At 39.1% G+C, this 24,390-nt stretch carries 19 protein-coding genes; 10 read left to right on the top strand and 9 right to left on the bottom strand.

The genetic code is table 11. The features are described 5' to 3' along the window. Positions 1–241: 241 nt before the first annotated feature. Positions 242–1,102, top strand: coding sequence for a hypothetical protein (locus ABJF11_RS14415; protein WP_348120582.1), 861 nt, complete (start codon positions 242–244; stop codon positions 1,100–1,102). Beyond that, on the top strand, positions 1,099–1,854 hold the full coding sequence (locus ABJF11_RS14410; protein ID WP_348120581.1) for a LytTR family DNA-binding domain-containing protein: 756 nt from the start codon (positions 1,099–1,101) through the stop codon (positions 1,852–1,854). Before ABJF11_RS14415 ends, ABJF11_RS14410 begins: the two co-directional genes overlap by 4 nt. A gap of 3 nt (positions 1,855–1,857) precedes the next feature. Here ABJF11_RS14410 and ABJF11_RS14405 read toward each other — a convergent pair whose 3' ends face one another. From ABJF11_RS14405 to ABJF11_RS14370, 8 genes are all read right to left on the bottom strand, one after another. Beyond that, positions 1,858–3,408: an NFACT RNA binding domain-containing protein gene (locus tag ABJF11_RS14405; RefSeq protein WP_348120580.1), complete on the bottom strand. Its 1,551-nt coding sequence runs from the start codon at positions 3,406–3,408 to the stop codon at positions 1,858–1,860. Beyond that, positions 3,409–4,170: an MBL fold metallo-hydrolase gene (locus ABJF11_RS14400; protein ID WP_348120579.1), complete on the bottom strand. Its 762-nt coding sequence runs from the start codon at positions 4,168–4,170 to the stop codon at positions 3,409–3,411. After that, the gene (locus ABJF11_RS14395) at positions 4,167–4,439 is read right to left on the bottom strand and encodes a hypothetical protein (RefSeq protein WP_348120578.1); all 273 of its coding nucleotides are present in this window, start codon (positions 4,437–4,439) and stop codon (positions 4,167–4,169) included. The genes ABJF11_RS14400 and ABJF11_RS14395 overlap by 4 nt, the downstream gene beginning before the upstream one ends. Further along, a complete protein-coding gene (locus tag ABJF11_RS14390) occupies positions 4,432–4,809 on the bottom strand; it encodes a response regulator (RefSeq protein WP_348120577.1) in 378 nt (125 codons plus the stop codon). The genes ABJF11_RS14395 and ABJF11_RS14390 overlap by 8 nt, the downstream gene beginning before the upstream one ends. A 65-nt stretch (positions 4,810–4,874) precedes the next feature. Continuing rightward, positions 4,875–9,236, bottom strand: a complete 4,362-nt coding sequence (locus ABJF11_RS14385) for a PAS domain S-box protein (protein ID WP_348120576.1) — start codon at positions 9,234–9,236, stop codon at positions 4,875–4,877. A gap of 123 nt (positions 9,237–9,359) precedes the next feature. Then, positions 9,360–9,872, bottom strand: a complete 513-nt coding sequence (locus ABJF11_RS14380; RefSeq protein WP_348120575.1) for a hypothetical protein — start codon at positions 9,870–9,872, stop codon at positions 9,360–9,362. Next, positions 9,872–11,179 carry an ATP-binding protein gene (locus ABJF11_RS14375; RefSeq protein ID WP_348120574.1) on the bottom strand — a complete coding sequence of 436 codons (1,308 nt, stop codon included), beginning with the start codon at positions 11,177–11,179 and terminating at the stop codon, positions 9,872–9,874. Before ABJF11_RS14375 ends, ABJF11_RS14380 begins: the two co-directional genes overlap by 1 nt. Further along, a complete protein-coding gene (locus ABJF11_RS14370) occupies positions 11,169–12,554 on the bottom strand; it encodes a sigma-54 dependent transcriptional regulator (RefSeq protein WP_348120573.1) in 1,386 nt (461 codons plus the stop codon). Before ABJF11_RS14370 ends, ABJF11_RS14375 begins: the two co-directional genes overlap by 11 nt. 168 nt (positions 12,555–12,722) lie before the next feature. On the opposite strand from ABJF11_RS14370, the gene ABJF11_RS14365 reads away from it, so the two are divergent. After that, positions 12,723–15,149 carry an FtsX-like permease family protein gene (locus ABJF11_RS14365; RefSeq protein ID WP_348120572.1) on the top strand — a complete coding sequence of 809 codons (2,427 nt, stop codon included), beginning with the start codon at positions 12,723–12,725 and terminating at the stop codon, positions 15,147–15,149. Positions 15,150–15,301: 152 nt separating this feature from the next. Then, entirely contained in the window at positions 15,302–17,011 is a 1,710-nt protein-coding gene (locus ABJF11_RS14360) for a PAS domain-containing sensor histidine kinase (protein WP_348120571.1), read from the top strand. Here the strand turns inward: ABJF11_RS14360 and ABJF11_RS14355 are convergent. Then, entirely contained in the window at positions 17,008–17,625 is a 618-nt protein-coding gene (locus ABJF11_RS14355) for a hypothetical protein (protein ID WP_348120570.1), read from the bottom strand. The genes ABJF11_RS14360 and ABJF11_RS14355 overlap by 4 nt on opposite strands. Before the next feature lie 34 nt (positions 17,626–17,659). Between ABJF11_RS14355 and ABJF11_RS14350 the strand changes: the two genes are divergently transcribed. The 6 genes from ABJF11_RS14350 (at position 17,660) to ABJF11_RS14325 (ending at position 24,382) form a co-directional block, all read left to right on the top strand. Next, positions 17,660–18,043, top strand: a complete 384-nt coding sequence (locus ABJF11_RS14350; RefSeq protein ID WP_348120569.1) for a thioredoxin family protein — start codon at positions 17,660–17,662, stop codon at positions 18,041–18,043. Position 18,044: 1 nt separating this feature from the next. Beyond that, positions 18,045–18,290 carry a hypothetical protein gene (locus tag ABJF11_RS14345; protein ID WP_348120568.1) on the top strand — a complete coding sequence of 82 codons (246 nt, stop codon included), beginning with the start codon at positions 18,045–18,047 and terminating at the stop codon, positions 18,288–18,290. Positions 18,291–18,525: 235 nt separating this feature from the next. Beyond that, on the top strand, positions 18,526–19,644 hold the full coding sequence (gene mnmA / locus ABJF11_RS14340) for a tRNA 2-thiouridine(34) synthase MnmA (RefSeq protein WP_348120567.1): 1,119 nt from the start codon (positions 18,526–18,528) through the stop codon (positions 19,642–19,644). Continuing rightward, the gene (locus tag ABJF11_RS14335) at positions 19,634–20,341 is read left to right on the top strand and encodes a hypothetical protein (protein WP_348120566.1); all 708 of its coding nucleotides are present in this window, start codon (positions 19,634–19,636) and stop codon (positions 20,339–20,341) included. The genes mnmA and ABJF11_RS14335 overlap by 11 nt, the downstream gene beginning before the upstream one ends. Beyond that, a complete protein-coding gene (locus ABJF11_RS14330) occupies positions 20,328–21,968 on the top strand; it encodes a S8 family peptidase (protein ID WP_348120565.1) in 1,641 nt (546 codons plus the stop codon). The genes ABJF11_RS14335 and ABJF11_RS14330 overlap by 14 nt, the downstream gene beginning before the upstream one ends. An 80-nt stretch (positions 21,969–22,048) precedes the next feature. Further along, complete coding sequence (locus ABJF11_RS14325; RefSeq protein WP_348120564.1) at positions 22,049–24,382, top strand: TonB-dependent receptor plug domain-containing protein; 2,334 nt, start codon at positions 22,049–22,051, stop codon at positions 24,380–24,382. Positions 24,383–24,390 lie beyond the last annotated feature (8 nt).

Here is a 24,390-nt window from a genome sequence, read left to right as displayed (position 1 = left end):
ATATGTGTATTTCGGTGAAATTTGATTGAACATCACATCAAATAATGTTTAGTCTTGACAAAGTATCATCTATAACATCCTAATCGAAATAAATCATAATTTGAAAATTATACTGCTAGGCATAATATGTGTTACAGTTGTAACCATTATGCTGTTTGCATTCTTAGGTGAAAGACTTGATTATAATCTTTACCAGATCATATCATATGGCTCAGTATCGATTAGTTTGTGGTTAGTAAATATGAGTATCGTAGCTATCCTCAATATTTACATTCCCTGGGATGGAGCAGTTGAACTAAGGACATTTGTTCAAGCAATGCTAGTGGTTTTCATCACATGGGCCGTTCTTTATGCGATTCTAAGGCTATTTACCACTGAAGCATTTTTGAGCTTAGCATTTATCAGTAAGGTAAAATCCAATATTCTATTATTTATTACTATCTCTCTACTCTACAGTGCCATCATATCCGGATCAGACTTCGTCGGTAGATTGAATGATGGAAAATTACATACCATTTGCGGTAGGCCTGCAGGTTGGGAACAAGAACTTGCCGTTTCTGCGAGATGGATTGATTCCAGATCCCTGACTGCTCATTTTCATCATATGTTGGAACTTATTAAGTCGGACCCAAGTGAGGCGTTTGATTATGGACATAAATTTTTGCTCCTACACAAACACATTCTGACAATAGAAAAGCGCGAACTTGTAACGCTTGAGGAAGAACTATTATTGGTTGAAAACCATTGTCTGATATTAAGGGAGATGTACGGAGAGGGTTTTATTCTTCAAACAGATATTGATGTTGCAAAAATCCATCACTTAGTACTTCCCTTGACTGTGCAATATTTGATAGAGAATGCTGTTGCTCACAATCAAATTTTAGAAGAATCTCCATTGTTGATTACAATTAAAACTGCTGGAAATCAGCTGGTTGTACAAAATAATGTCCAACTTACAACTGACAGAGGAGATGATATTAGTAGTAATCTTAGTGCAGTTATTGCTAGATATCGTCTATATGCTCAAGAGAAATTTGAAAGGAAGGATGACGGTAATTACTTTACAGTTCGTCTTCCATTACTAGAACCATCCCAGTCTTGACAATTTTAATCATTGAAGGCACGCTAGAGGAGGCAAATAGGTTAGAACGACTAATCAAAAATCTAGACCCACACGCAAAGATCTATTCTATGCTGGATGTAATAGACGACGTCCTTAGCGCGCTGGATAATCAACGACCAGATCTTATTTTTTTGGATCTTCAGTTGTCAGATGATATTTTTAATGAGTTGTTTGAAAAACGAAAACTTGGCATTCCAGTAGTTTTCACAACTACCAATGACGAATATATCCAACGTGCTTTCAAAGTAAATAAGATCAGCTTTATTATAAAACCTATTAGGAACCACGATCTAGTCAAAACGCTTAATAGATTCAATGGAGTATCGAACATAGAAGAACCTGATTTAATAATTAAGCCACTCCTGGAAGGTTTGCTTAAATCAACTAAAGAATACAAGTCCAGATTCATGGTTAAATCAGGAAGAGGTTACATTTCCCTTGATGTTAATCGCATTGCATACATCACTGCTGAGAACAAACTCAATCAGTTGATAACCTTCGAAGGTAAAAAACATATCTTAGATTTCACCCTTGATCAATTAGCAGAAATGCTGGATCCTAGCAAGTTCATCAAAATAAGCAGAAATAATATTTTGTCCTTCGGTTGTATTGTTAAGGTCGAACCTTTTTACAATAATAGGATGCTTGTCATGGTAAAACCGCCATCCAGTGCTGAGATAATAGTTTCGAGAAGTTACCTGAAAAAATTCAAAGAATGGATGGAATTGTAGTCCTTAGAAAGATACCTTCTCAGGTTTGACCAGTAGTACCTTTTCTTGTGCTAGCACTACCTGACCTGGCAAACTTCCTTTAGGTTTTCTTACAAATTTCTTGGGCGTATAAATCACAGGGCATAAAGTGTCCGACTTCCGCTTTGAATACCATGCAGCAAGTTGAGCAACCTTCTCCAAGGTATGGATAGGGATATTGATTCCATTTGGCCTTTTGATCACCACATGAGAACCAGACACATCTCTTGCATGCATCCAAATGTCATCCTTCTTTGCATATTTTTGTGTTAGTAAATCGTTGTTTTTGGCATTTTTACCTACATACACATGAAATCCGTCAATCATAAATTCCATAAATGGACTGCTCAGAGTCTCTTGTTTTTGCGAAACCGATCCTTTATCCAGTACCTTCAAGCTTTTAAGATCCTCAGTAGATTCGATAGTTTCTAGTCTTTTCAATAGAGCTGCTAGTTTCTTTTCTTTCGCTTTAATGTTCTCACTCAGTACCTTGACCTCTTTGGCTTGATTCTTTGACTTGCGGTACATTAGTTCTGCATTTTTTAGCAAAGACAGATTGGATTTAAGCTTGATTGTGATAGTTTCATTTTGATAAAAGTCAAAGAGATCAATGGACTTGATTCCCGGATCAATGGAGACATGTAAGTTGGCCATTAGGATATTGGCCAACTCATCATAACCCCTTCGGTTTTCTATTTCCTCAAGCTTAGCCTTATTCTGGTATAGATAGGACTTACTCTTCTTTATTTCTTTGCGAACCTCAGATCCCATTTTCTGTTTGAGTTGAGCGATTCCAATGGCAGAATAGTAGTTTTTGGCTAGAAAATTAGAGGCCTCAATAGCACGATCGAACGTGTTAGTAAAAACGGTAGGTTTAAAAAGCAACATTTTTGGTATTCCATCTCTTTCGGTAATAAAGAATTCTGATTGATTGAGCTCATCAACCAGCTTACGAAGAATAGCTAGTTTTTCATTTGGTAGGTTGGTCTCGAAATATCCACAACTCTTAAGGTGATCTTTAATGTTTTTGTCGAAAGTCGGATAAACCTGAGCTAACTCAAATGAATTATCAATAATGGCATTTTCACTTTGATCTATGACTCTGTCAAGCTGATCCAGCTGGATTTCCAGATCTTTTTCCAGACCATTTTTGAATAATGAATGAACCGAATTTTGATGATAAAGAATGATATTAGAATGTCGGCCTTGGAGTTTGAAAAGGATATCATAGCCATTTTCCAGATTAATGGAAAACGCTCTTTCATTTTCATACTGTCTGACTCCAGTTACCTTCAATCCAATAATTTCACTGAAAAGGTCCACTGAGTTTTTTCGTGCTCTTGAAAACTCTTGAGGAAAGGAGAGTAGTGAATGATGACCGCTAAGATTTGCCTTGATCACAAATAACTGCGATTCATCAAAAACAAGAACGAGTTCATTTTTATTCTGTGAGAAAATAGAACTTATACTTTTTCCAGCAATGGCCTGAGCCAATTCGATGGATAGAAATTTTAGGAAATAGTAATTGAATTGCATTTATGCCTTCAAAATTAAGCCATCATAGGCCAAAAATACATTTTGAGGTAATTCTTCTTGTACCGTACGGTGCAGTCCCAGGTAGTGGCCGATGTGAGTTATGTATGCTTTGTCAGGCTTCAGTTCTTCTATCAAATTAAGCGCTTCGTCAAGAGTGAGATGCGAAATATGTGGTTTTCTCTGAAGTGCATTGATAATAAGTACATCCAGGTTATGCAGTTTTGTTTTTTCTGCGGGTGCTATGGTTTTTGCATCTGTGACATAAGCCATATCACCAAACCTGTAACCATAGACGGGTAGCTGATGATGCATCACTTCAATGGGAAGTACATCGATGTCACCTATAGTAAAGGGCTCGTTCTTGATTTCGTAAAGGACTACACTGGCTACACCGGGATATTTGTTTTCGGAAAACATGTAAGCGTAGTCACGCTGAAGCTGATTCAGTACAGAAGGCCGTCCATATAGGGGCATGTCCTTTTTTTGTTTGAAGTTGAAGCTTCTAATGTCATCTAATCCCGCCGTATGATCTTTGTGCTCATGGGTATAAAGTACAGCATCCAGTGAATCAACTCGATGAGTCAGCATTTGCTGTCGAAAATCAGGTCCGGTGTCAACCAGTAGAGTAGTATCCTTGTGCTCAACGAGTAGGGAGGACCGTAATCTCTGATCTCTAAAATCGACACTTCTGCAAATGTCACATGTACAAGCGATCACGGGTATACCTTGAGAAGTGCCGGTTCCAAGAAGTGATAGTTTCAAATGTTTAGTGCTGTTTGAGATAACTCTTTCAAAAGAGCTCTGTTTTTTTCACTTAGCTGTGAGGTATCAATTTCTATTTCTTTTAAAATCTCCAGCAGGCAATTGATTTTACCGTCCAGTGTATAAAATTTATTCACGATTGCCACTTTGGTATCTTTCAGCAAGCAATATCCAGACTGGAAATTTCCCTTTTCATATCTCAGAACATAATCTGACTCTGAAAAAAGGTCTTCTAATTTATTCAAAAAGTGCTTTGAATATTTAATCATTGGAGGTGACATAGTTTTTCACCTTATCCACTAAAATGTCAAAATTCAATGGCTTCGGAATATACTCGTTGATTCCAACCTCTTTAAAATCATTAATGGAATAGTTTTTCGCATTCCCGGTAATTGCTAAAATTGGAATTTTAGATTTAATGGGATCAGCCATTTTTCTAATTGCCTTGGCGCATTCCATACCATCCATTTTTGGCATGTTGATATCCATCAATATCAGGTCATAGTCTTCAACATCAAGTTTTTCTAAGACCTCTTGACCATTTTTTACGGAGGTAATGCTAAAGTTCTGTATTTCAAGAATCTTCTTGGTTAAGTTTTGAATTACCGAACTGTCCTCTGCAATAATAATTTTTTTCATAGAAGGTTAATTAAACGAGCCGCTCCCACAAGCGCTAAATATGCGTCAAGTTAAAAACAATTCGATCAGATTTGAAGTATATTTTTGTAATTTTCTTTAAACTCAATAAAAGACTCTTGTATCAAGTCTAATTGAGCTTTTAAATTCGTTGTATCGGAACTTTTAAGCTGGAGTTCTAATTTTATTACGTAGTTAGCCAGTTTTTCAATTCCCAGAGTTCCAGCGCTACCTTTCAAAGTATGAAGTTCTTTTCTGATTTCTTCAATTTCGTTGTCCGAAAAATGGCTCATGCAGTTATTAATCAGATCATTTGCCTCTGTTTCGAAGTCAGACATAACTGACTCTAGCAATTCAGCTCCTCCAAATTTAGAAAGTTGCTCCAATGTTTCAAGATTGATAAGCAAGTCGGAATTCTTTTCTTCTGGCTTGCTAACTTCTATACCGGACGGATCATACGCGATGTACTCCTTTACTTTTTCGATAATTGTGACCGCACGAATGGGTTTAGCAACATAGTCATCAAGACCCTGTGACATAAATTTCTCACGATCATCTTCCATGGAGTAGGCAGTCATAGCTACAATTGGAGGCAGGTTTTTAGTTCCCAGCGATTTGATGTTTTGGGTGGTCTGGACTCCATCCATTTTCGGCATTTGAATATCCATGAAAATCAGATCCAGTTCATTGTTTTTTACCACTTCAATCGCTTCAAGTCCGCTTGATGCCAAGTGCACAGTACAGCCTGACTTTTCAAGTATTTGACTGGCCACCGTACGGTTTACCTTGTTGTCATCTACAACTAATATCCTTGGAACCACCGTTGTAAATTCTTTGATGATTTCCATTGATTCATCTATCTCCACAGGGCTGGTAACATTGATGTCCTCGGGGGTTTCTCCTACAAACGTAAACCAGAAAGTACTACCCAAACCTGGTGTAGATGCCACTCCGATATCACCCCCCATGGATCCGACAAGCTCTTTGGAGATAGCCAATCCAAGTCCGGTACCCGAGTATACTTTGGTACTTGAGTTGTCCAGCTGATTAAAATTGATAAATAACTGTTTGATTTGTTCTTTGGGTATTCCGATACCTTCATCCTTGATTTGGACCTTGAAAGTACATTTTCGATCTTCTATTTTTTTAACTCGCAGGCTAATGTCGATAGTTCCTTTACCATCTGAGAATTTGATAGCATTGCTTACAAGATTAGACAGCACCTGGAGTAATCGGGTCTCGTCCAAAAGTACCGTAGTGGGTACGGTTTCGTCCAGATTATAGTTCAGATATATATTGTTTGCGTTAGCCTCTTTGGAGAACAGGTCGTACAATTTTTGGAAGGAAGTAATAAGGCTAACCGGTCTATGCTTTAGCTCCATTTTACCAGCCTCAATCTTGGACAGATCCAGGATATCGTTGAGAATATCCATTAGCGTCTGTGAAGATTTTTTGATTGTTCTAATATAATCCAGCTGTTCCGCATTGAGGTTTGTGCTGCCAATCAAATCTATCATTCCAATAATACCATTCATAGGAGTCCGTATCTCATGACTCATATTGGCAAGGAAACGCTCTTTTATAGCAAGTGATTTCTCGGCAAAGTCCTTCGCCTTGGTGAGCTCCTCATGTGCTTTTTTGATCTCAGAAATATCGCGAGCCACTCCTTCAAACCCTACAGCTTGCTTATTTCTAAAAAGTACCCTTACATTACATAAGAAGTCTATTTTCTCATCATCTTCACTTTTAAAAGAAGCCTCCAGGTTTTGGAATTTGTGCTTCTTGAGCAGATTGCGAAGAATGGTTTCTGCAGATTCGTCTGAAGTAAAAAAGTTGGTGATATTTCTGCCTATCACTTCCTCAGGTTCAAGCCCTAATGATTCTTTAGCGGATGGACTGATCATCAATAACTTTCCATTGAGGTCGCAGCGGAAGTAAATATCTTGAATGGATTCGAATATCTCTCTAAACTTAGATTCACTTTCGGAGAGGGCTAATTCAGAGTTTTTCTTTTCCGTGATGTCATTCGAAATTACCGAGACTTCCTCAATGTTTCCATCTTCCTTTACAATAGGATTGATAAAGACTTCTGACCAGAAGGTTTCGCCATTCTTAGAGGTGATTTCATTCTGGAAGTTGAGTGCTTTTCCTTGAAATGCCTGATTGTACTTTTTTTCCCAAAACTGATTTACTTTATCATTGAGCTTGTTCTTCTCTTTGATATAATCTTTTCCTACTTTGGCTTCTACGCCGTACGTGTCATTTAGTGATTTGGCATAGTTGATGTTGAATGAGGTGAGATTATAGCTATCATCTACGGACCAGATATGGTGACTACTACTCTCGAAGATAGCCTTTAATCTAGCAGCCTGATCAATAATTTTTTCCTCGTTGATCTTGCGCTCTATCGCAAGGGAGATTTGACTCGCCACAAAGTAGAGCAATTCCAAATCTTTGGCTCCGAAATCTGAGCGATCATCGTAGGAGTGAGTACTTAACAAGCCGATGGCCTTATTACCTACTGTGATTTGAACACCTAACCAGACCTGAGGATATACGCCATCAAATTTTTCATTGACTTTAAGTACTTTCTCTCGTATTTGCTCTTCATATATGATCAATTGCCGTGTGTTTTCTCCTATACTTTTAGCAATCAGGTCATTGATCATCTTTTGATGGTCTAATAATGCAGAATCTTTGAATTCGGATCTTACATAGGGTACAGAGGCATTTGACTTGTTGCTCAGATTAAGTTCAATAGACAGGTTTTTGATATTCAGAAGCTCGTGTAATTCATCAAATAGCTTGGAGTACAAAATTTCGAGTTGAGGACCTTCAATATTGAAATCTGCAATCTTGTAATAGAGACTTTGCGCTTTTTCAGCCCTGATTCTTTCGGTGATATCATAGAATATTCCTCTAAACTGAGCATTACCGTTCATGTCAAATGAACAGTTGACCCGGCCTGAAACAAAAATATTCTTGCCCATATCGGAGACAAAAACGGTTTCGAATCGATCGATAGGCTCACCCTTGATGATTTTATCCAGATTGGCTACAGTTTGTTGCCAATTTTTTGAGTGTACCAAATCCTTGAACTTAAGGCTGTCCAGCTTATCACGATACCCAAGTTTTTCAACCCACGCTTGATTTACAAATTGAAAAATTCCATCATGATCAAATGTCTGTATGAGGTCATAGGAGTTATCAAAGAGTTCTTTTAATTGATCGTTACTCTTTTCAAGCTGTTTCTTTATTTTCTTCTGCTCCGTTACATTCTCACCAATCAGATTGATTCCTGACACTTCATTGAAACTATCCTTGAGAAGAATTACATTGAACCTGACATGGATTTCAGCTTTGTCTTTGGTGAAAAACTTTCCAGCAATCGTACCACTGTATTTTCCTTCACCAGCGATTTGTCCAAACTTCTTTTGATTGATTTTCATAGCAGCATCCGGTATGAAAATTTCAAAAAGATTGGCGCCAACAATATCTTCTTTTTTGATACCTAGCGTATCCAGAAGCTTGTTATTACAAAATGTAATATTAGCTTCAATGTTAGTCGTCATGGCTACTACCTCTGACTCATCCAACGACTCCTGAATTTTATGTTCGGATTCAGAAATAGCTTTTTCTCGTGTGGTTTCTACTTCCAGAGCTTTCCGTTCGGTAGTATCAATGGCCGCCGCCGCATAACCAATGAATTGCTTGTTTTTGGAGTAGCGTGGAGTGCCGGACTCGAGTAACCACCTATATTCTCCCTTTGAATCTTTAATACGAAACGAGTATTCGAAATTCTTCTTTTTTGAAAAAGAAAACTCCAGGGTGCTCATGTAAGCGGAATAGTCGTCGGGATGTATGTTTTCGAACCACTTGGAGTTATCCGCCCCTTGAGTGGTACCTAGCAAATCGAGCCATCCATTGTTTAGGTAGGTGACTTTGTTTTTTTCGTCAGTAATTTTGATGAATACCGGTGCGGCATCAGTAATTGAGCTTGACGGACTTACCAGATTTTCTGTGTTTTCAACTAAATCGAAATGTACCAGAAATCTCTCGTCTTTTACTTTGCTGATGGTAGCAATGGTGGCGAACGACTGTCCGTTTTTATCTAAAAATTCAAAATCAAATGGATCTGATTGTTTGCTTTGAGCGTCTTTGAAATTATTACTCCAGGTTTTGCTACTTTTCTCGCCATCTGTCTGAAAGATGGGCATCAGTTCGTCGATTGTCTTATCGGAAAAATCGCTTGCAAATACAAATTTTTCTTCAGCTTTCGGGCTAAACTCTATCACCACACCTTCTTCAAATATCACAAAATAACTTGCAGAGGATTCAAGCAATAGATCATACTTATTATGAAGCTCTTTGAGCTCACTCTTGAGTTTGTCAACTTCATTTATTAAGTCTGTTCTGCCCTGATTCAGCATGTAGTAGTCTAAGTAGTAATCTAATGTTAGTAGTTTTGACAGATTAGGCCCATCAGTAATTTATATTTTTTAATGAAAATATGGGAGAATATTCTATAATTAGCTCCATAATTATTTTTCAACTCACTTCTCCAGTAGGGCTATGATCTTTTTTCCACGACTTTTGACTCCAGCTGTGGCATTGATCAAACTATCATTTATTACCATAATAACTTCATTCTTCAACTCAGGGTAGATTTTGGTCATATGATATAGAATGGTCATTGAAAAAGCTTTGACAGCGACAGTTTCTTTAGCTGAGGTTAGGTATTCGAAACATTTCTCTACCAATAGTCCTTGGCATTCTTCAGGTATCTCCTGATTTTGAAGCACTCTGACAGTATTTCTTCTAATAGCCACCTTAGGATTAGTCTCCAGATGTTTGATCATAGTTTTGATATGCGGTTTGAGTAACTCAGGATGACGGTCTACACAATGACTCACGCTGTGAGCAGCTCGTTGAGCGATTCTATATTCATCGTGAAAAAACAGTTTCATTAACTGCATAAATCGATGAGGATCGTCGTCCACATATTCAGCAATGAGGATTGCGTTTTGCTTGCTGTGTACCTTTTCCAGTTGCTTTTGTAGATCCATTAGAGATTCATTTTATATACAGGTAGAAGTATTCTTATGGCTGTATACTCATTGAGTATTGACTCTATTTCAACTTTGCCTTGATGCAGGTTTACAATTTGTTGAATCAAACTCAAACCAATACCTGAGCCCGTATTTTTAGTGGTATAAAACGGTACGAATGCTTTAGACAAGGTATCAGCATCCATACCACATCCGTTGTCTCTGATTGTAAGGCAACTCATGTTGCCCATCGATTCGAAAAGGACATCAATTTTTTTATTTGGTTTAGCTTCCATTGCCTGTATGCTGTTGGTCAATAGATTGACTATCAACTGCTCGAACAAAACCGGATCAGCATAGATTTCTTCTTGAAAATAGCTTTCGCTTATCTCAACTTCTGTGAGTTGAGTTTTGAATAGATGTAAGATCCCGGCCATCCGCTCCTTAATCTTAAACAGCTCAGGGGTTGGGGGAGGTACTTTTACTAATCTACGATAGTCCTCCATAAACTTCAGTAAACCTTCAGATCGATCCTTTATGGTTTTTAGGCTGAGCTCTATGTCCGCCAGTTCATTATAATGTGTAGAATTTTTGAGAATGATTAGTGTAGTATCCGACAACGAGGTAATAGGTGTAAGAGAATTAATTATTTCATGTGCCAATATTCTTATCAGCTTCTGCCAGGACTCAATCTCCTTCGTTTCCAGTGGACTGGATATATCCTTGAAAGTAAAAATTGTTTGTGGTTGATCAAAAAGCTTAAACGTCGATTTGTTAATAAGAAGTTCTACTTTCTGCCCACTTTGACTTTGCCCTTCTATGATTTGTGAGTCTTCCAAATTTTCAAGTACAGAAATCAGAGACCGATTGTCTTCAAAGCGAAAATCTGCACGAAAATTTCTTGCTACACGATTGATTACTACGACTTTATTCTTTTCATCAAAGGCTAGCAACCCAGTCTCAATATTGTCTATCAGTTCCTGAATAAAGAGATATTGGGCTTCGTATTTTGCCTCCTTTTTTTTGTATAGATCTAGCGTAATTTGAAATCTCTCATAGAGTAGAGCAAATGATTCGTTTTCTGCCTTAGGAAATTTGGTAGTGTAATCTGTGTTACGCAACGCAAGTATAAATTTAGAAAGTTCACTATTGGTTTTGTTTACAAATTGGATAAGTAAGATGACTTGGACTACCAGCAGGGTGGAGACAAAAACTAAGGTATAAAATAAATCTCCCCGATTAAACAGGTACGAAATACTCATCAAAGTGAGTAGAATCAGAATGATTCTAAGAATGAGATATATTGTAAATCTGTTATAGGGCATATTTTTCAAGTCTTCTGTGCAAAGCGAGTCTATCTATCCCCAATTCTTTCGCCGCGTGAGTGATGTTGCCGTTATGAAGAGCCATCGCTCTTTTGATATGCTGTATTTCCATATCCCTAAGATTGAGGGAGCCTAATTGTAGTGGCTGAGTGACCTCCGTTTTGAAATTCTGAAAATCAGTCGCAAACAACTCATTTCCTTCTGCAAGTATGACAGCCCTTTCTATAGCATGTTGAAATTCCCGAATGTTTCCAGGCCATAGCATTCGTTTTAATTGATCAACCTGATCATCGGCAATGTATAGATTATGCTTTTTGTATTTCGTTTTGATAGTTGCCAGGTAATGATTTAGTAATAAAGGAATGTCCTGTACGCGTTCGCTGAGCGAAGGCATCCGTACTTCTACAGTATTAATTCTGTATAAAAGATCTTGTCTAAATTGACCTTCGGCGATCATGTCATAGATGGGCATATTGGTCGCACATATTAATCGAATATCAATTTCAATTTCCTTATTAGAGCCTAACCGGTTGAATGTTCTGGATTGGAGCACAGATAGCAGTTTGGCCTGAGAGGCAGAAGACAAGTTTCCGATCTCATCGAGAAACAGTGTGCCTCGATTTGCCAATTCAAGCCTCCCGATTTTTTGTTGGTGTGCATCGGTGAAGGCTCCTTTTTCGTGCCCAAATAGCTCAGACTCAATCAAATTATCACTCAACGCCCCCATATCGATAGTTATCAGGGGTTTTCCTGCACGCAGTGAGTTCTGATGAATGTATTTAGCAGCAAGGCCTTTTCCAGTACCGTTTTCGCCAAGCAGGAGTACGCTTGCGTCGGTTTCAGACACCTTATCCATGGCTTGTTTTACCCGTGTAAATTCTGCAGAGTTGCCGATAAATCCTTCAATCTCTTTTGCCTCTTTTTCTGATTGATAGGCACTGACGTTTTTTAGCTCATCAAATCTCTTATTGCTTTCGACCAATTTGATGGCCGTTTCCATCGTAGTAAGAAATTTCTCATTTTTCCATGGCTTGGTTACAAAATCAATGGCCCCTTGTTTAAGAGCTTGCACCGCCATCTCGATATCTCCATAGGCTGTCATAAAAATGACCAGGATATCTGGAGCTATATTTAGTATTTCAGCCAAATATTTAAACCCATCCTTGCCTTCATTTTTACCCTTCTGGAAATTCATATCCAGCAATACAATATCTATACTTTTGGTTTCAATGTGGGTTTTAATTTTCTCAGGATTCAATTCCACATAAACATTTGAATAATACTGCTTTAGAAACAACTGAGCTGAGGTGAGAATTCCAGCATCGTCATCTACTATCAGTATATTGCCTTTTTTTTGACGCAGTCGATCCTCCATGCGATCAAAACTATATCGTTTGGTTCAAAAACAAACAATTTACTGTTTGAAATCAAACAGTAAATTATAAATTGGTGAGGAGAATAATTCATAAAGCCCAATAAATCAAATACTTACAAAAGATGGCATTGCAGTTGTATCCCATGGTTGAATCTAAACGCGATTACTATGTTTAAAAACTATCTCAAAACCATCTATCGAAATATCAAGCGTGAAAAACTATTCACCTTACTGAATTTATCCGGATTGGGCCTTGGTCTCGGATGTGTATTAGTAATATTTAAAATCATCACTTACGAGCTAAGTTTTGACAAACATCATTCGAATTATGAAAAGATCTATCGAGCGGTAAGAGAGAGTAGAATCAGTAGTGGCATCAGCTATAATGAAGGTGTGCCACATCCGTTGGGCAACGCGCTGAGGGAAGATTTTCCAGATTTGATCGTGGCAAGGACACACTTTGAAAGTGAGCATCAGATCGCCGTAGCAAAAGACAATGGAGATTTCGATCGATTTCAGGACCACGGGTTAGTATTTACCGAATCTGATGTTTTTGCCATTTTTGATTTTGGTTTTATTGCCGGAGACTCAGCTACCTGCCTTGATGAGCCAAATAGCCTCGTGCTTTCCAGATCAAAAGCCAAACAGTTTTTCGGTTTGACCGACGAAAACATTGGCCAGGCTATGGGGAGACAGGTGGTTTTTGAAAATGAGCTGACACTTACCGTCAAAGCCCTTGTGGAAGATTTTAAGGAAACTACCAATGTTCCCTTCGACGTACTAATACATTATAAAAATCTGGATGGGGTCAATCCGTACTATAGAGAAAACAACTGGGGTAGTAATAGCTCCAGTACCAACTGCTACATCTTGGCACCGGACAACTTTGACGTTGCTAATTTTGAAGAAACGCTTGTTGATTTTGTAGAAAAGTATCATGGTGAAGGTCAATCGCAAGACCTGCAATATCATCTGCAACCGATGAGCGATATACATTTTAACACTAATTTTGATAACTATAGTGAGAGGGTGATTTCCATGGAATTCATCCAGTCGCTGGGAATCATTGGAATATTTTTAATTCTAACTGCGGCCATCAACTTCGTAAACCTAACGACGGCGCAATCTATCAAGAGATCAAAGGAAATTGGTATCAGGAAAACCTTAGGAGGAAAGGCGGGACAGCTAGCCATCCAGTTTTTGTCCGAAACGTTGATGATCACCTTGGTGTCATCATTTGTAGGATTGATTTTTGCAGAAGCGCTCCTTATTCATCTAGAAGATATACTAGGTTACAAGCTCTGGATCAATCTTTTTCAAGAGCCCGCGACACTTATATTTCTAATTATCAACATAGTAGTAATAGGCCTGCTGGCAGGTATCTATCCAGCACTTTCCATGTCTCGATTGAATCCAATTGTAGCCTTACGAGCTAAATTCAATATAAAACAGGGAAGCGGTTTCCTATCATTTAGACGAGTGTTGGTGATCATCCAGTTTGTAATAACTCAAGCGCTCATAATTGGCACAATCGTAGTTCAGAATCAGATGGACTACTTTATGAATAAGGACTTAGGGTTCGAAAAGGACAATATTATCCTATCATATTTACCCAATAAAAAACCAGAAAACCTCTCTAGACTAAAAACTAACTTACTCGCTCATCCAGGGGTAAAACAGGTATCATTTACTTTAAGTGCGCCGTTGGGTACTTCTAATGCCAACTCGCATATCAGCCATCATAGTATTCCGGAAGGCGAAAATATGAGGGTCAATTTTAAATTTGGTGATAAGGATTTTCTTGATTTATATGGATTGGAATTGTTGACCGGAGCATGGGCTCAGGAATCTGACACGAGCAGAATCCTGGTAAACAGGAAATTGGCGGAAGCCTTAGGATTTGATAACCCTGAAGACGTTTTGGGTGAGAAAATCAGCGGTTGGTACCGTGACATGCAAGTAGTCGGGGTAGTTGAAAACTTTCACACACATTCACTTCAATCTGATTTTGTCTATTGCATTTTTATGAATAATGAACGCATGTTCTATGAAATGGCAGTCAAAATAAATTCTGCCGGACAGACCGGAGATCAAGTGGCACCTACACTCAAAAACGTTCAGAAAGAATGGGAGGGAGTATTTGATAAAGATATTTATGACTATGACTTTTTTGATGAGCAAGTAGCTAGCCGATATGATCAGGAGAAGAATATGGGTAAGATGTTTGAGCTATTCGCGGTAATCGCCATATTTATCGGCTGCCTCGGCCTATATGGTTTGATTTCCTACATTGCTAATAAAAAGACAAAAGAAATTGGGGTCAGAAAAGTATTAGGAGCCAGCACTTTCAATGTGCTTCAGATCTTTTCCAAAGAAATGTTGATTCTTGTTTTCATTTCATTTCTAATCGCAGGTCCACTCAGCTATATAGCCATGCACGACTGGTTAGACAATTTTGCTTATAAAATTGAATTATCCTTTGTCATTTTTGTAGTGGCTCTATTGATCAGCTTTGGAATTGCAATCGCCACAGCAGGATATAAGGCTTTTATGGCAGCCAGAGCCAATCCAGTCTTATCGTTAAGGGACGAATAATTACAAGGACTTTAATAAAAACCGATGCGCTATGTGTATCGGTTTTTTTGTGCATTATAAAATCTTGGAATTATTCTCACCATATTTTATTATATTCTGTACTTGGAATTAGGCCAACCTCTTCAGCACCTTTTGATCCTGGTGATAAACATATGTTAGCATTAAGAAAATTAATCAAAGTACTGACGAATGCGGGGGTATATGGTTCCTATAGCCTTATTGAACGTAGAAGAATAAGAATTCTCAACATGTTCAACACTATATGTGGCCTAATCATCCTACTATACTCGGTGATTAATTTTATTGTGGGTTCTTACAGTCATGGAATTCTCATTCTTTCGTCCTTGATACTTATAACTCTTCCCGTTTACTTACTCAATAATAGTAAACGACAACAAACCGCAAAATTCTATTTTGTGTTTGCCGCTCTGCTCATTGTTAATCTAGTAGGCTATCGATCCATTTTTGAACAAGGTAATCGAGACAATGAATATTTCTTTTTAGGCTTCTCTGTGGTCATTATTGCATTATTTGATAATCCTTCAAAAACTTACATATTCATTTTATCAGCATTTTCCGCATTGCTGATGAAGAGTATTAGATTGTTTTATTTTAGTGATGTGATAACTCCAGACAACTATCTGGCGCTTACAAACCTGGCGGTCGGATTTCTCTGCATTTTTCTGTTTACTGATATATTTAAAAATGATTTACTCAAGAGCGAGAAACGCATTAGGCGATTTGCGGATCGAGTGAACAGACAGAAATACCTGGTGCAATCTGAGCGAGATGAACTGGTATACAATAAGCAACTTATCCGCACAACGATAGACAACCTACCAGTATTCATTACTATGATGGATACACGCGGAAAGTTTATCATCGTTAATTCCCGATTCGAGCGAGCACTGAAGAAAAAAACAGAAGATATCGAGGGTAAAAAATACTATGAAGTATTAGGTGCTGATATTTCAAGACTTTCGAAGCCTTTGTTTAATCAATGCTTGAAAGGAAAAGATATAGAAATCAATTATCCAATCTTGTTTCCGTCAGGAGAGTCTATTCACGCATTCGGTAAGTATACACCATTGCTCAATAATCGAGGAAAAGTCACTCATGTGCTGGCCTTTGTCACAGACATTAGCGAGATAAAACATACAGAAAACGAACTTCGAGAAATCAACTCTTCAAAAGACAAAATACTTAGCATACTCTCCCATGATCTTCGTGGCCCCTTAAATTCGCTCAGTGGCCTATTGGGATACTCAAGCGATATCGACCCCTCTGTTTTAGACAAACTACTAAAGACAGTAAAGAAACAGGTGGATGTCCTGAATTTCACCCTGGATAATGTTTTGAGTTGGGTTAAGACTCAATTGGGTGGATTTGTAGCTCACCCTCAAATTGTAAATGTGGCTTCGTTGATAAAAAACAGTACTGACCTTTATGATGAACGATTCAAGGAAAAGTCAATCCATATTGAGGACCAGATCAATAGTAAATTTAACGTCCGAATAGACCCGGATCATCTGGAAATTGTCATTAGAAATTTGGTGAGCAATTCTATAAAATTTACCCCTATGGAAGGGAAAATACTGTTTGACGCAAAGTCGGTGAAATCCAGTGTAAAATTATCAATCAAGGATTCCGGAATGGGCATGAACGAATCAGCAATTTCTCAAGTATTGAGTGGTATCAATAGGGAAAGACCCAACACAAGTCTAGGTACGGATGGAGAAAAAGGAACTGGGTTGGGGCTTAGTTTTTGTCTGGATATACTCAAAATGAATGATGCAACCATGGAAATTATTAGTGAGCCCGGGCATGGTACAGAAATCATTCTTACTATTCCCAAAGGTTAATCCTCTAGTTCCAGGGCTTCTAATATGTCTGCTAATTCGTCATATTCTTTAAACCCAGGTTTGTCTTCCTGAGAACCTTTCAACTCTATACCATCAAAAGGCTGGATTTGTATGATATGATCCAGTTGGGACAGCTCAACATCATAAGCTTTAATAAGTTGAAGCGGGCTATCTGATGACAATATTTCTTCTATTTCGGGTATGAGTTCTGTCGCCTTGCATTCTACCAAGACTGAGGACAGATTCAATCCACTATTTAATACATTTGAAAGCATTGAAAGACTGTCCCTGATGTCTATCACCACGCGCAACATCACCTGAAAGCCTTTGTCGAGCAATGCTTTAGCACTATCCATATCATCCACTTCAAGAAATGGGAACTTGTGCTCCTCTTGAATAGCAATTATCGCAGCAAGATCCATATCACCGACCTCAGCCACGAAAGCTGGTCCTGCCACCCATCCCATGATTTCATTAGCTTGCTCTATGCCTACGTAATGCTCAGATGAAGGATTAATATCAAACCCCAATTGATCAACACCAAAACCAGCACAAAATCTTGCATCACTCAAATTAGTGATACTACCTACCTTCACAAACGTTTTTAAATTCATATCAATTGAGGCAATCGGCCAATCAAATTATTTTATGCTATCAGACAAAGTTTCGTCTGCAAACTTCCGTAAAATTGCGGTGATAATCAATGATAAAATGATGGAAGTAAAAGAAACTATAGATAGTGATTTTCAGGAAGCAATTTCTTCTAGTGAAAAAACCATAATAAAATACTATGCAGATTGGTGCGGATCATGCAAACTGTTTAGCCCGAAGTATAAAAGACTGGCAGATGACGAGAGGTTTTCCGGAATCAATTTTCTAAAGGTCAACGCAGAAAACAATCAGGAAGCAAGAAAAGCGGCAGGAGTAACAAATCTTCCTTTTTTTGCGATATTTGAGTCTGGAAAACTAATGGAGACTTTGGCGAGTAGTAAGGAAGAAGCGGTCGTCGAATTGCTCAATAAATTGAATTAGAATGCAAATACCTGTAATAAAGCACCTTGTAGAAAATCACACCTCTGATGAATTGGAGCAAGCAGAATTCTGCCTGATGGAAGAAAAAGAGCTTCCGATGAAAGTGGATGGGCAAGATGATGGTGAGATTCTTACACATCTGATAGCCGCCGGATGGATTATTGAAAAAATGGAAAAAGATGATATTCCTTTTCCAAAAGCATTACGTGCTTACACCGAAAAAGTACGCACCTCGATTTCTAGCTAGGTCCATCTATATGATATTATGCAAAAAAGACCCGTCATGGCACGGGTCTTTTTTTGTGTACGCTGTATGATCCAATCTCTTATCATTTCGAAATTTCCAAAAGCAGTAAAAATCGCCTGGCTAGTAGATGTGATTATTATCTATCCAACTCTAAGACAATACAACTATTTAGTCTAATTTTGTAGCTTAATTCAATGTCAACACCAGGCTGTGAACCTGGCAATAAAACATAATAATGAGTACAAAAGGACGAGTGCTGGTAGCCATGAGCGGCGGAATCGATAGCTCAGTGGCAGCCGTTATGCTTCATGAACAAGGATATGAAGTGATAGGAATGACCATGAAAACCTGGGATTACAATTCTTCAGGAGGTGGCAAAAAAGAAACAGGATGCTGTAGTTTGGACTCGATCAACGATGCTCGAAACATTGCAGTGAACCTTGGATTTCCCCATTACATACTAGACATCAGAGAAGAGTTCGGTGACTATGTCATCAATCACTTCACAGACGAATATCTCGCTGGTCGTACACCCAACCCATGCGTCTTATGCAATACACATATCAAGTGGGATGCACTACTGAGACGAGCAGATAAGCTGGGTTGTGATTTCATAGCTACGGGCCACTACGCCAATGTACGCGAAGAGGATGGGAGATATGTCATCTCCAAAGGAGTGGATGAGCTCAAAGATCAGTCCTATGCCTTATGGGGAGTGTCGCAGCAAAGTCTGAGTAGGACTATGCTTCCACTTGGACACCTAAAAAAATCTGAAATTCGAGAAATGGCTGCAGAACGCGGGTTTACAGATCTGCTCAACAAATCTGAATCCTATGAGATCTGCTTCGTTCCAGACAACGACTATCGTGGGTTTCTCAAAAGGAGAGTGGATGGTCTTGAAGAAAAAGTAGCAGGGGGGGAGTTTGTGTTAGAAGATGGTACCGTAGTAGGTGTACATGAAGGATATCCGTTTTATACCGTTGGTCAACGAAAAGGCCTCGGCATTGCTTTGGGGTTCCCTGCCTATGTCGTTGAAATCATTAAAGAAAAAAACCAAGTGGTACTTGGCACCTTCGATGAGCTGGCTAGAGACGGAATGTACGTCAATCAATTGATACTAGGCAAATACAGCCAGATCAATGATAGGATGGATACTGTAACCAAGGTTAGGTACAATGACTCAGGCAATCCTGCCGTTATTGAACAAGTGGGAGACACAATGAAAGTATTTTTTGGAAATGGCGTATCTGCCATCGCCCCTGGCCAGGCAGCCGTATTCTATGAGGGCAACGATGTAATTGGAGGCGGCTGGATCAGCAATAGTTTTAATCAATCCAAACAGCATGCGATATAGGTTCTTTTTCATATGCTTATGGAGTATCACGTCTTGTTCAGAGTCTGAAATTGCAATAGATACGGATCGTTTAGGATTACACTATTTTCCTTTGGAAGTAGGAGATTATAGAATCTACGATGTTGTAGAGAAAAACTATAGTGTTCTGGGTGTGACCGAGGAAGTATATGAATTAAAAGAATCAATAGAGGATTCTAGTCTAAATGCTAGCAATAATTTGCAGTATATTGTACATCGGTCGACTAGAATAGACGATACTGAGTCCTGGCATCTGGATTCTATTTGGACCGCAAGGAAGTCCACAGAATTGGCCATTCTTACTGAAAATAATGTATCCTTACTCAAGCTCACTTTTCCTATTGTCCATGACTCTACCTGGGATGGCAACGCCCTCAATAGCTTGTCAATAGATACTTACCGGTATGATACCATGATCAGTGATTCCACGTTGGCAGGAGAGGAGCTTCAAAACCTGGTGAAGGTAGTTCAGAATGACAGATTTGAGGATGTACTCGGCCTCAACGAGCGATCAGAAACCTATGCACCGGATATCGGTCTGGTCATTAAAGAAAGTAGTATATTGAAATATTGCACCGAACAGGATGAGGATAATAGAACGCAATTGTGCGACAATGTCATTCAGATCGAGTCTGGTAGAGAAATAGTAATGACCCTAAAAGAATATGGCAAGGAATAAGCATTTAATACTTTGGTTGGCATTGAGTTTCCTTTCACAATGGACACAAGCACAAACTGACAGGTATGTAGTTTTCTTCACCGACAAAGACAATACCTCCTATTCAGTAGATGCACCATCCGAATTCCTTTCAGCGAAAGCGATTACAAGAAGAGAAAACCAGAACATAGCCATCAGTGAGACAGACCTGCCGGTAAATGCAAGCTATGTGGAATCCATCAAAGACTTGGGAGCCGATACCTACTTCACCTCCAAATGGATGAATGCAGTATTAGTAGAAGCCACCGCTGATGAAATAGCTACAATAGAAGATGAATCATTCGTCCTCAAAACTACTCTAGCCGCTCCTGGTCAAAAACTCAGCGCTGAGCCAGAAGCAGAGAATATTACCCGTGCCAGCAACAATCCTTCAGTGGGAGCAAATGTCAATTCTAACAAACAGCTAAGTATGCTTCATGCCAATACTATGCATGACGAAGGCCTTAATGGAGAAGGAATATGGGTTGCGGTTTTTGATGATGGCTTTATTGACGCCAACCTCTCTGCGGCATTTAGCCATACCTTTGAAGATGATAAACTAAAAGATGTCTTTGATTTTATTACCGGAGGAAAAAACGTATTTCAATATGATGATCATGGCACTGGCAGTTGGAGCTGCTTCGGTGCTAATTTCAACACCACACTTGTAGGTACGGGGTATGCTGCCGACATCAGCCTCTATGTCACCGAAGATGTTAACTCCGAATACAGAATAGAAGAATTCAACTGGCTGTTTGCAGCAGAACGAGCAGATAGCGCAGGGGTAGATATTATTACTTCTTCATTGGGCTATAGCGATTTTGATGACCCAGATATGGACTATACTACAGACGATCTGGATGGCAAAACTTCCATCATCTCGCAGGCAGCAAACTTTGCAATAGAAAGAGGTATTCTGGTCGTAACGAGTGCTGGTAATTCTGGAAACAGTGCCGACTGGCCTTTTATTTCTATGCCGGCAGATGTTGAAAATATCGTATCAGTAGGTGCCTTAGATATCAATTATGATCTGGTCAGCTTTAGCTCGATTGGACCTACAGCGGATGATAGGATTAAGCCTGAAGTGGTTGCTCTCGGTCAGGAAGTCACGTTGCTGTCAGAAGGCAATGTCATAACAAAAAAGAACGGGACGAGTTTCTCGGCGCCATTAATAGCAGGCTTCGCTGCTGCCATTTGGCAAAAGTTTCCAGACCTAACCAATCTTGAACTAAGAGACCTTTTGCTATCCTCTTCAGACAATTTCAACAACCCAAATAATCAAATTGGATATGGTATCCCAGATTACAATGTTGCAGTGGGCAACGAACCATTGGCCGTTTCGGATTTGATAGATGAGTCCATTACGATCTACCCCAATCCTGTGACCGGTGATCACGTCAATCTTTTAATAGAACAGAATTTAGATTTGATACCAGTAAAATTTAAGTTGTACTCTTCAGACGGGCAGTTGATAAGCGAAAAAACCATCAAGAAAGCAAGAAAAGGAGTAGTAGAAGGTTTGCCGTTCAATCAGGGAGGTCCAGGATTGTACTTCTTGTCCATTGAAAGTAAGACATATTCCAAAATTGTTAAATTATTGCGCTACTGATTCGCAGGGCGATGTATATATTGCGATCGTTTTGTGCCAATTGATTCATGACCAGCCGATTAATATATATATCTTTTTTTGTGACCTTACTCACACTTCTCTTGGGTCCCTTTTTGGTCTCTGCACAAAACAATAATATTTACGGTACTGTAACTGATTCTCTTTATAAACCAGTAAGTGACGTGTTTGTCTCTTTGTTACCAGATTCGTTGACCACGCTGACCAACAGAAAAGGAGAATTCAGCTTTAATAAAAAAACCGATGCACCCTCTCAACTAATCTTTTCACATCTGCAGTATCAAACCAAGACAATTCCTGCTGATGCATCGCCTATCGAAGTAACGCTCAAAGAGAATACACAAATCCTGTCTGGAGTAGATGTAGAGGATCTCAGGTACAGCGAAACGCCAGAGATAGGTATTATTCAAATAGATGCGAAAAACGCTTACATGTTACCATCAGCTACAGGTGATTTCAGTAAAATTCTAGCCACATTACCTGGAGTCACCAGCAACAACGAACTGTCATCAGTCTATTCTGTAAGGGGAGGCAACTATGATGAAAATCTGATTTATGTAAATGGAATGAAAATCTACCGCCCATTCCTCGTCAGCGCAGGAAGACAAGAGGGACTGGGATTCATTAATACAGATATGGTTGGCAATGTACAGTTCTCCGCAGGTGGTTGGCAGGCGAAGCACGGGGACAAATTGTCTTCAGTACTGAATGTACAATATGCCGAACCGCTATCCAATGAGGCCACCGTCAATATGAGTCTTCTTGGAGGTAGTTTGTATTTCGGTGGAGTAAACAAAGCCGGAGACCTTCATTACTCAGTTGGTGTGAGGCACAAGAATAGCAAGTATCTACTCGGTACCTTAGAAACCAATGGAAACTATCTACCAAAATTTACGGACCTGCAAGGTTTTGTATCCAAGAGGCTTTCCGCCAAAACAAAAATAGGACTTCTTATATCCTCTGCTCACAATAATTATCTAACGGTACCAGAGTCGTCAGAGACAGAATTTGGAACTATTCAAGCCTCTTTTAGAATATCGACCGCCTTCGAAGGCAGAGAGAAACTAGACTATCATACCAATCAAATCGGAATGCAGCTTTCTCATTCATTCAATGAAAATTTTATATCCAGACTCGTAGTGTCAGGAGTACATTCCAGCGAAAGGGAAAATTACGAAGTCGAAGGTGCGTACCTTTTGTGTGATATCAATCGTGACCCAGGGTCCAATCGATTCAACGAGTGTGTTACTATTCGAGGGGTTGGAAGCAACTACTCCTATGGAAGAAATAAATTAGAGGCCCAAGTATTAAGTGTTGATCAGAGAAACGAAGTCTATCTCAATAATGATGTGCTAGAATTTGGCGTGTCCTGGGATTATGAAAAACTCGATGACCGATTGAAAGAATTTGCTTTTACTGATTCCGCAGACTTTTCACAGGTCACCTTTAATGCAGACAACGAGATTGAAATTGAGTCGCATAAAATTGCAGGGTACGCACAATACACTATAAACTCTGCTGATTCACTTCATACACTCAACCTTGGTGTACGAAGCAATTATTGGAGCTTTAGTGAAGAATTGCTCATCAGTCCAAGGATGCAGTACGCCTATCGCGCTGGAGTAAGAAGAACCACTGTGCTCAGGCTAGGAGCAGGCCTGTATCAGCAGCATCCTTTTTATCGTGAACTAAGAGATAGAAATGGCGATATCAATAGTGAAGTCAGAGCCCAATCCTCTTTTCATATAGTGACCGGTATGGACCATTATTTTACAGCTTGGGGAAGGCCATTCAAAATGACGAGTGACATTTACTACAAGTACCTTTGGAATGTAAACCCCTATGACTTGAACAATATCAAGATTAGATACCTGGGCACCAATCAGGCAAAAGCCTATGCCTATGGTGCCGATTTCAGAGTCAACGGTGAGTTTATTGAAGGCACCGAAAGCTGGTTTAGCTTGGGCATCCTCAAAACCAGGGAAGATCTACAGGAAGGCAATGGAAATGTGAGACGACCAAGCGACCAATTGATTAATCTTGGCATTTTCTTTCAGGATCACATGCCTAATGATCCTAGTATAAAAGTAAGCGTGAATATGCTGTTTGGTAGCGGATTGCCATTTGGACCTCCTGGACGAGATGATCTAAGAAATGCTTTTAGCGGGGATGAGTACTATAGACTCGATTTGGGTTTTTCAAAAATCATTGAATTAAAGAATGATAAAACATTGATGCCCAATTCGATATGGATAGCTCTCGAAGTACTCAACGTATTAGGAGCAGATAACGCAATTTCCTATACATGGATAGAGGATGTGGTGGGCAATCAATTTGCAGTACCAAATTCATTATCGGCAAGGTTTTTGAATGTGCGCGTGGTAGCAAAATTTTAATTTAAAAA

Source organism: Reichenbachiella sp., assembly GCF_039941815.1.
Classification (GTDB): Bacteria; Bacteroidota; Bacteroidia; order Cytophagales; family Cyclobacteriaceae; genus Reichenbachiella.
This window is presented reverse-complemented; position numbering and strand designations above follow the sequence as displayed.

Bases quoted from the DNA above. Each gene is read 5' to 3' on its own strand.
- ABJF11_RS14415 (WP_348120582.1), top strand. From the start codon at position 242: ATGAGTATCGTAGCTATCCTCAATATTTACATTCCCTGGGATGGAGCA.
- ABJF11_RS14405 (WP_348120580.1), bottom strand. From the start codon at position 3,408: ATGCAATTCAATTACTATTTCCTAAAATTTCTATCCATCGAATTGGCT.
- ABJF11_RS14395 (WP_348120578.1), bottom strand. From the start codon at position 4,439: ATGATTAAATATTCAAAGCACTTTTTGAATAAATTAGAAGACCTTTTT.
- ABJF11_RS14390 (WP_348120577.1), bottom strand. From the start codon at position 4,809: ATGAAAAAAATTATTATTGCAGAGGACAGTTCGGTAATTCAAAACTTA.
- ABJF11_RS14385 (WP_348120576.1), bottom strand. From the start codon at position 9,236: ATGCTGAATCAGGGCAGAACAGACTTAATAAATGAAGTTGACAAACTC.
- ABJF11_RS14380 (WP_348120575.1), bottom strand. From the start codon at position 9,872: ATGGATCTACAAAAGCAACTGGAAAAGGTACACAGCAAGCAAAACGCA.
- ABJF11_RS14375 (WP_348120574.1), bottom strand. From the start codon at position 11,179: ATGCCCTATAACAGATTTACAATATATCTCATTCTTAGAATCATTCTG.
- ABJF11_RS14370 (WP_348120573.1), bottom strand. From the start codon at position 12,554: ATGGAGGATCGACTGCGTCAAAAAAAAGGCAATATACTGATAGTAGAT.
- ABJF11_RS14365 (WP_348120572.1), top strand. From the start codon at position 12,723: ATGTTTAAAAACTATCTCAAAACCATCTATCGAAATATCAAGCGTGAA.
- ABJF11_RS14360 (WP_348120571.1), top strand. From the start codon at position 15,302: ATGTTAGCATTAAGAAAATTAATCAAAGTACTGACGAATGCGGGGGTA.
- ABJF11_RS14355 (WP_348120570.1), bottom strand. From the start codon at position 17,625: ATGAATTTAAAAACGTTTGTGAAGGTAGGTAGTATCACTAATTTGAGT.
- ABJF11_RS14350 (WP_348120569.1), top strand. From the start codon at position 17,660: ATGCTATCAGACAAAGTTTCGTCTGCAAACTTCCGTAAAATTGCGGTG.
- ABJF11_RS14345 (WP_348120568.1), top strand. From the start codon at position 18,045: ATGCAAATACCTGTAATAAAGCACCTTGTAGAAAATCACACCTCTGAT.
- mnmA (WP_348120567.1), top strand. From the start codon at position 18,526: ATGAGTACAAAAGGACGAGTGCTGGTAGCCATGAGCGGCGGAATCGAT.
- ABJF11_RS14335 (WP_348120566.1), top strand. From the start codon at position 19,634: ATGCGATATAGGTTCTTTTTCATATGCTTATGGAGTATCACGTCTTGT.
- ABJF11_RS14330 (WP_348120565.1), top strand. From the start codon at position 20,328: ATGGCAAGGAATAAGCATTTAATACTTTGGTTGGCATTGAGTTTCCTT.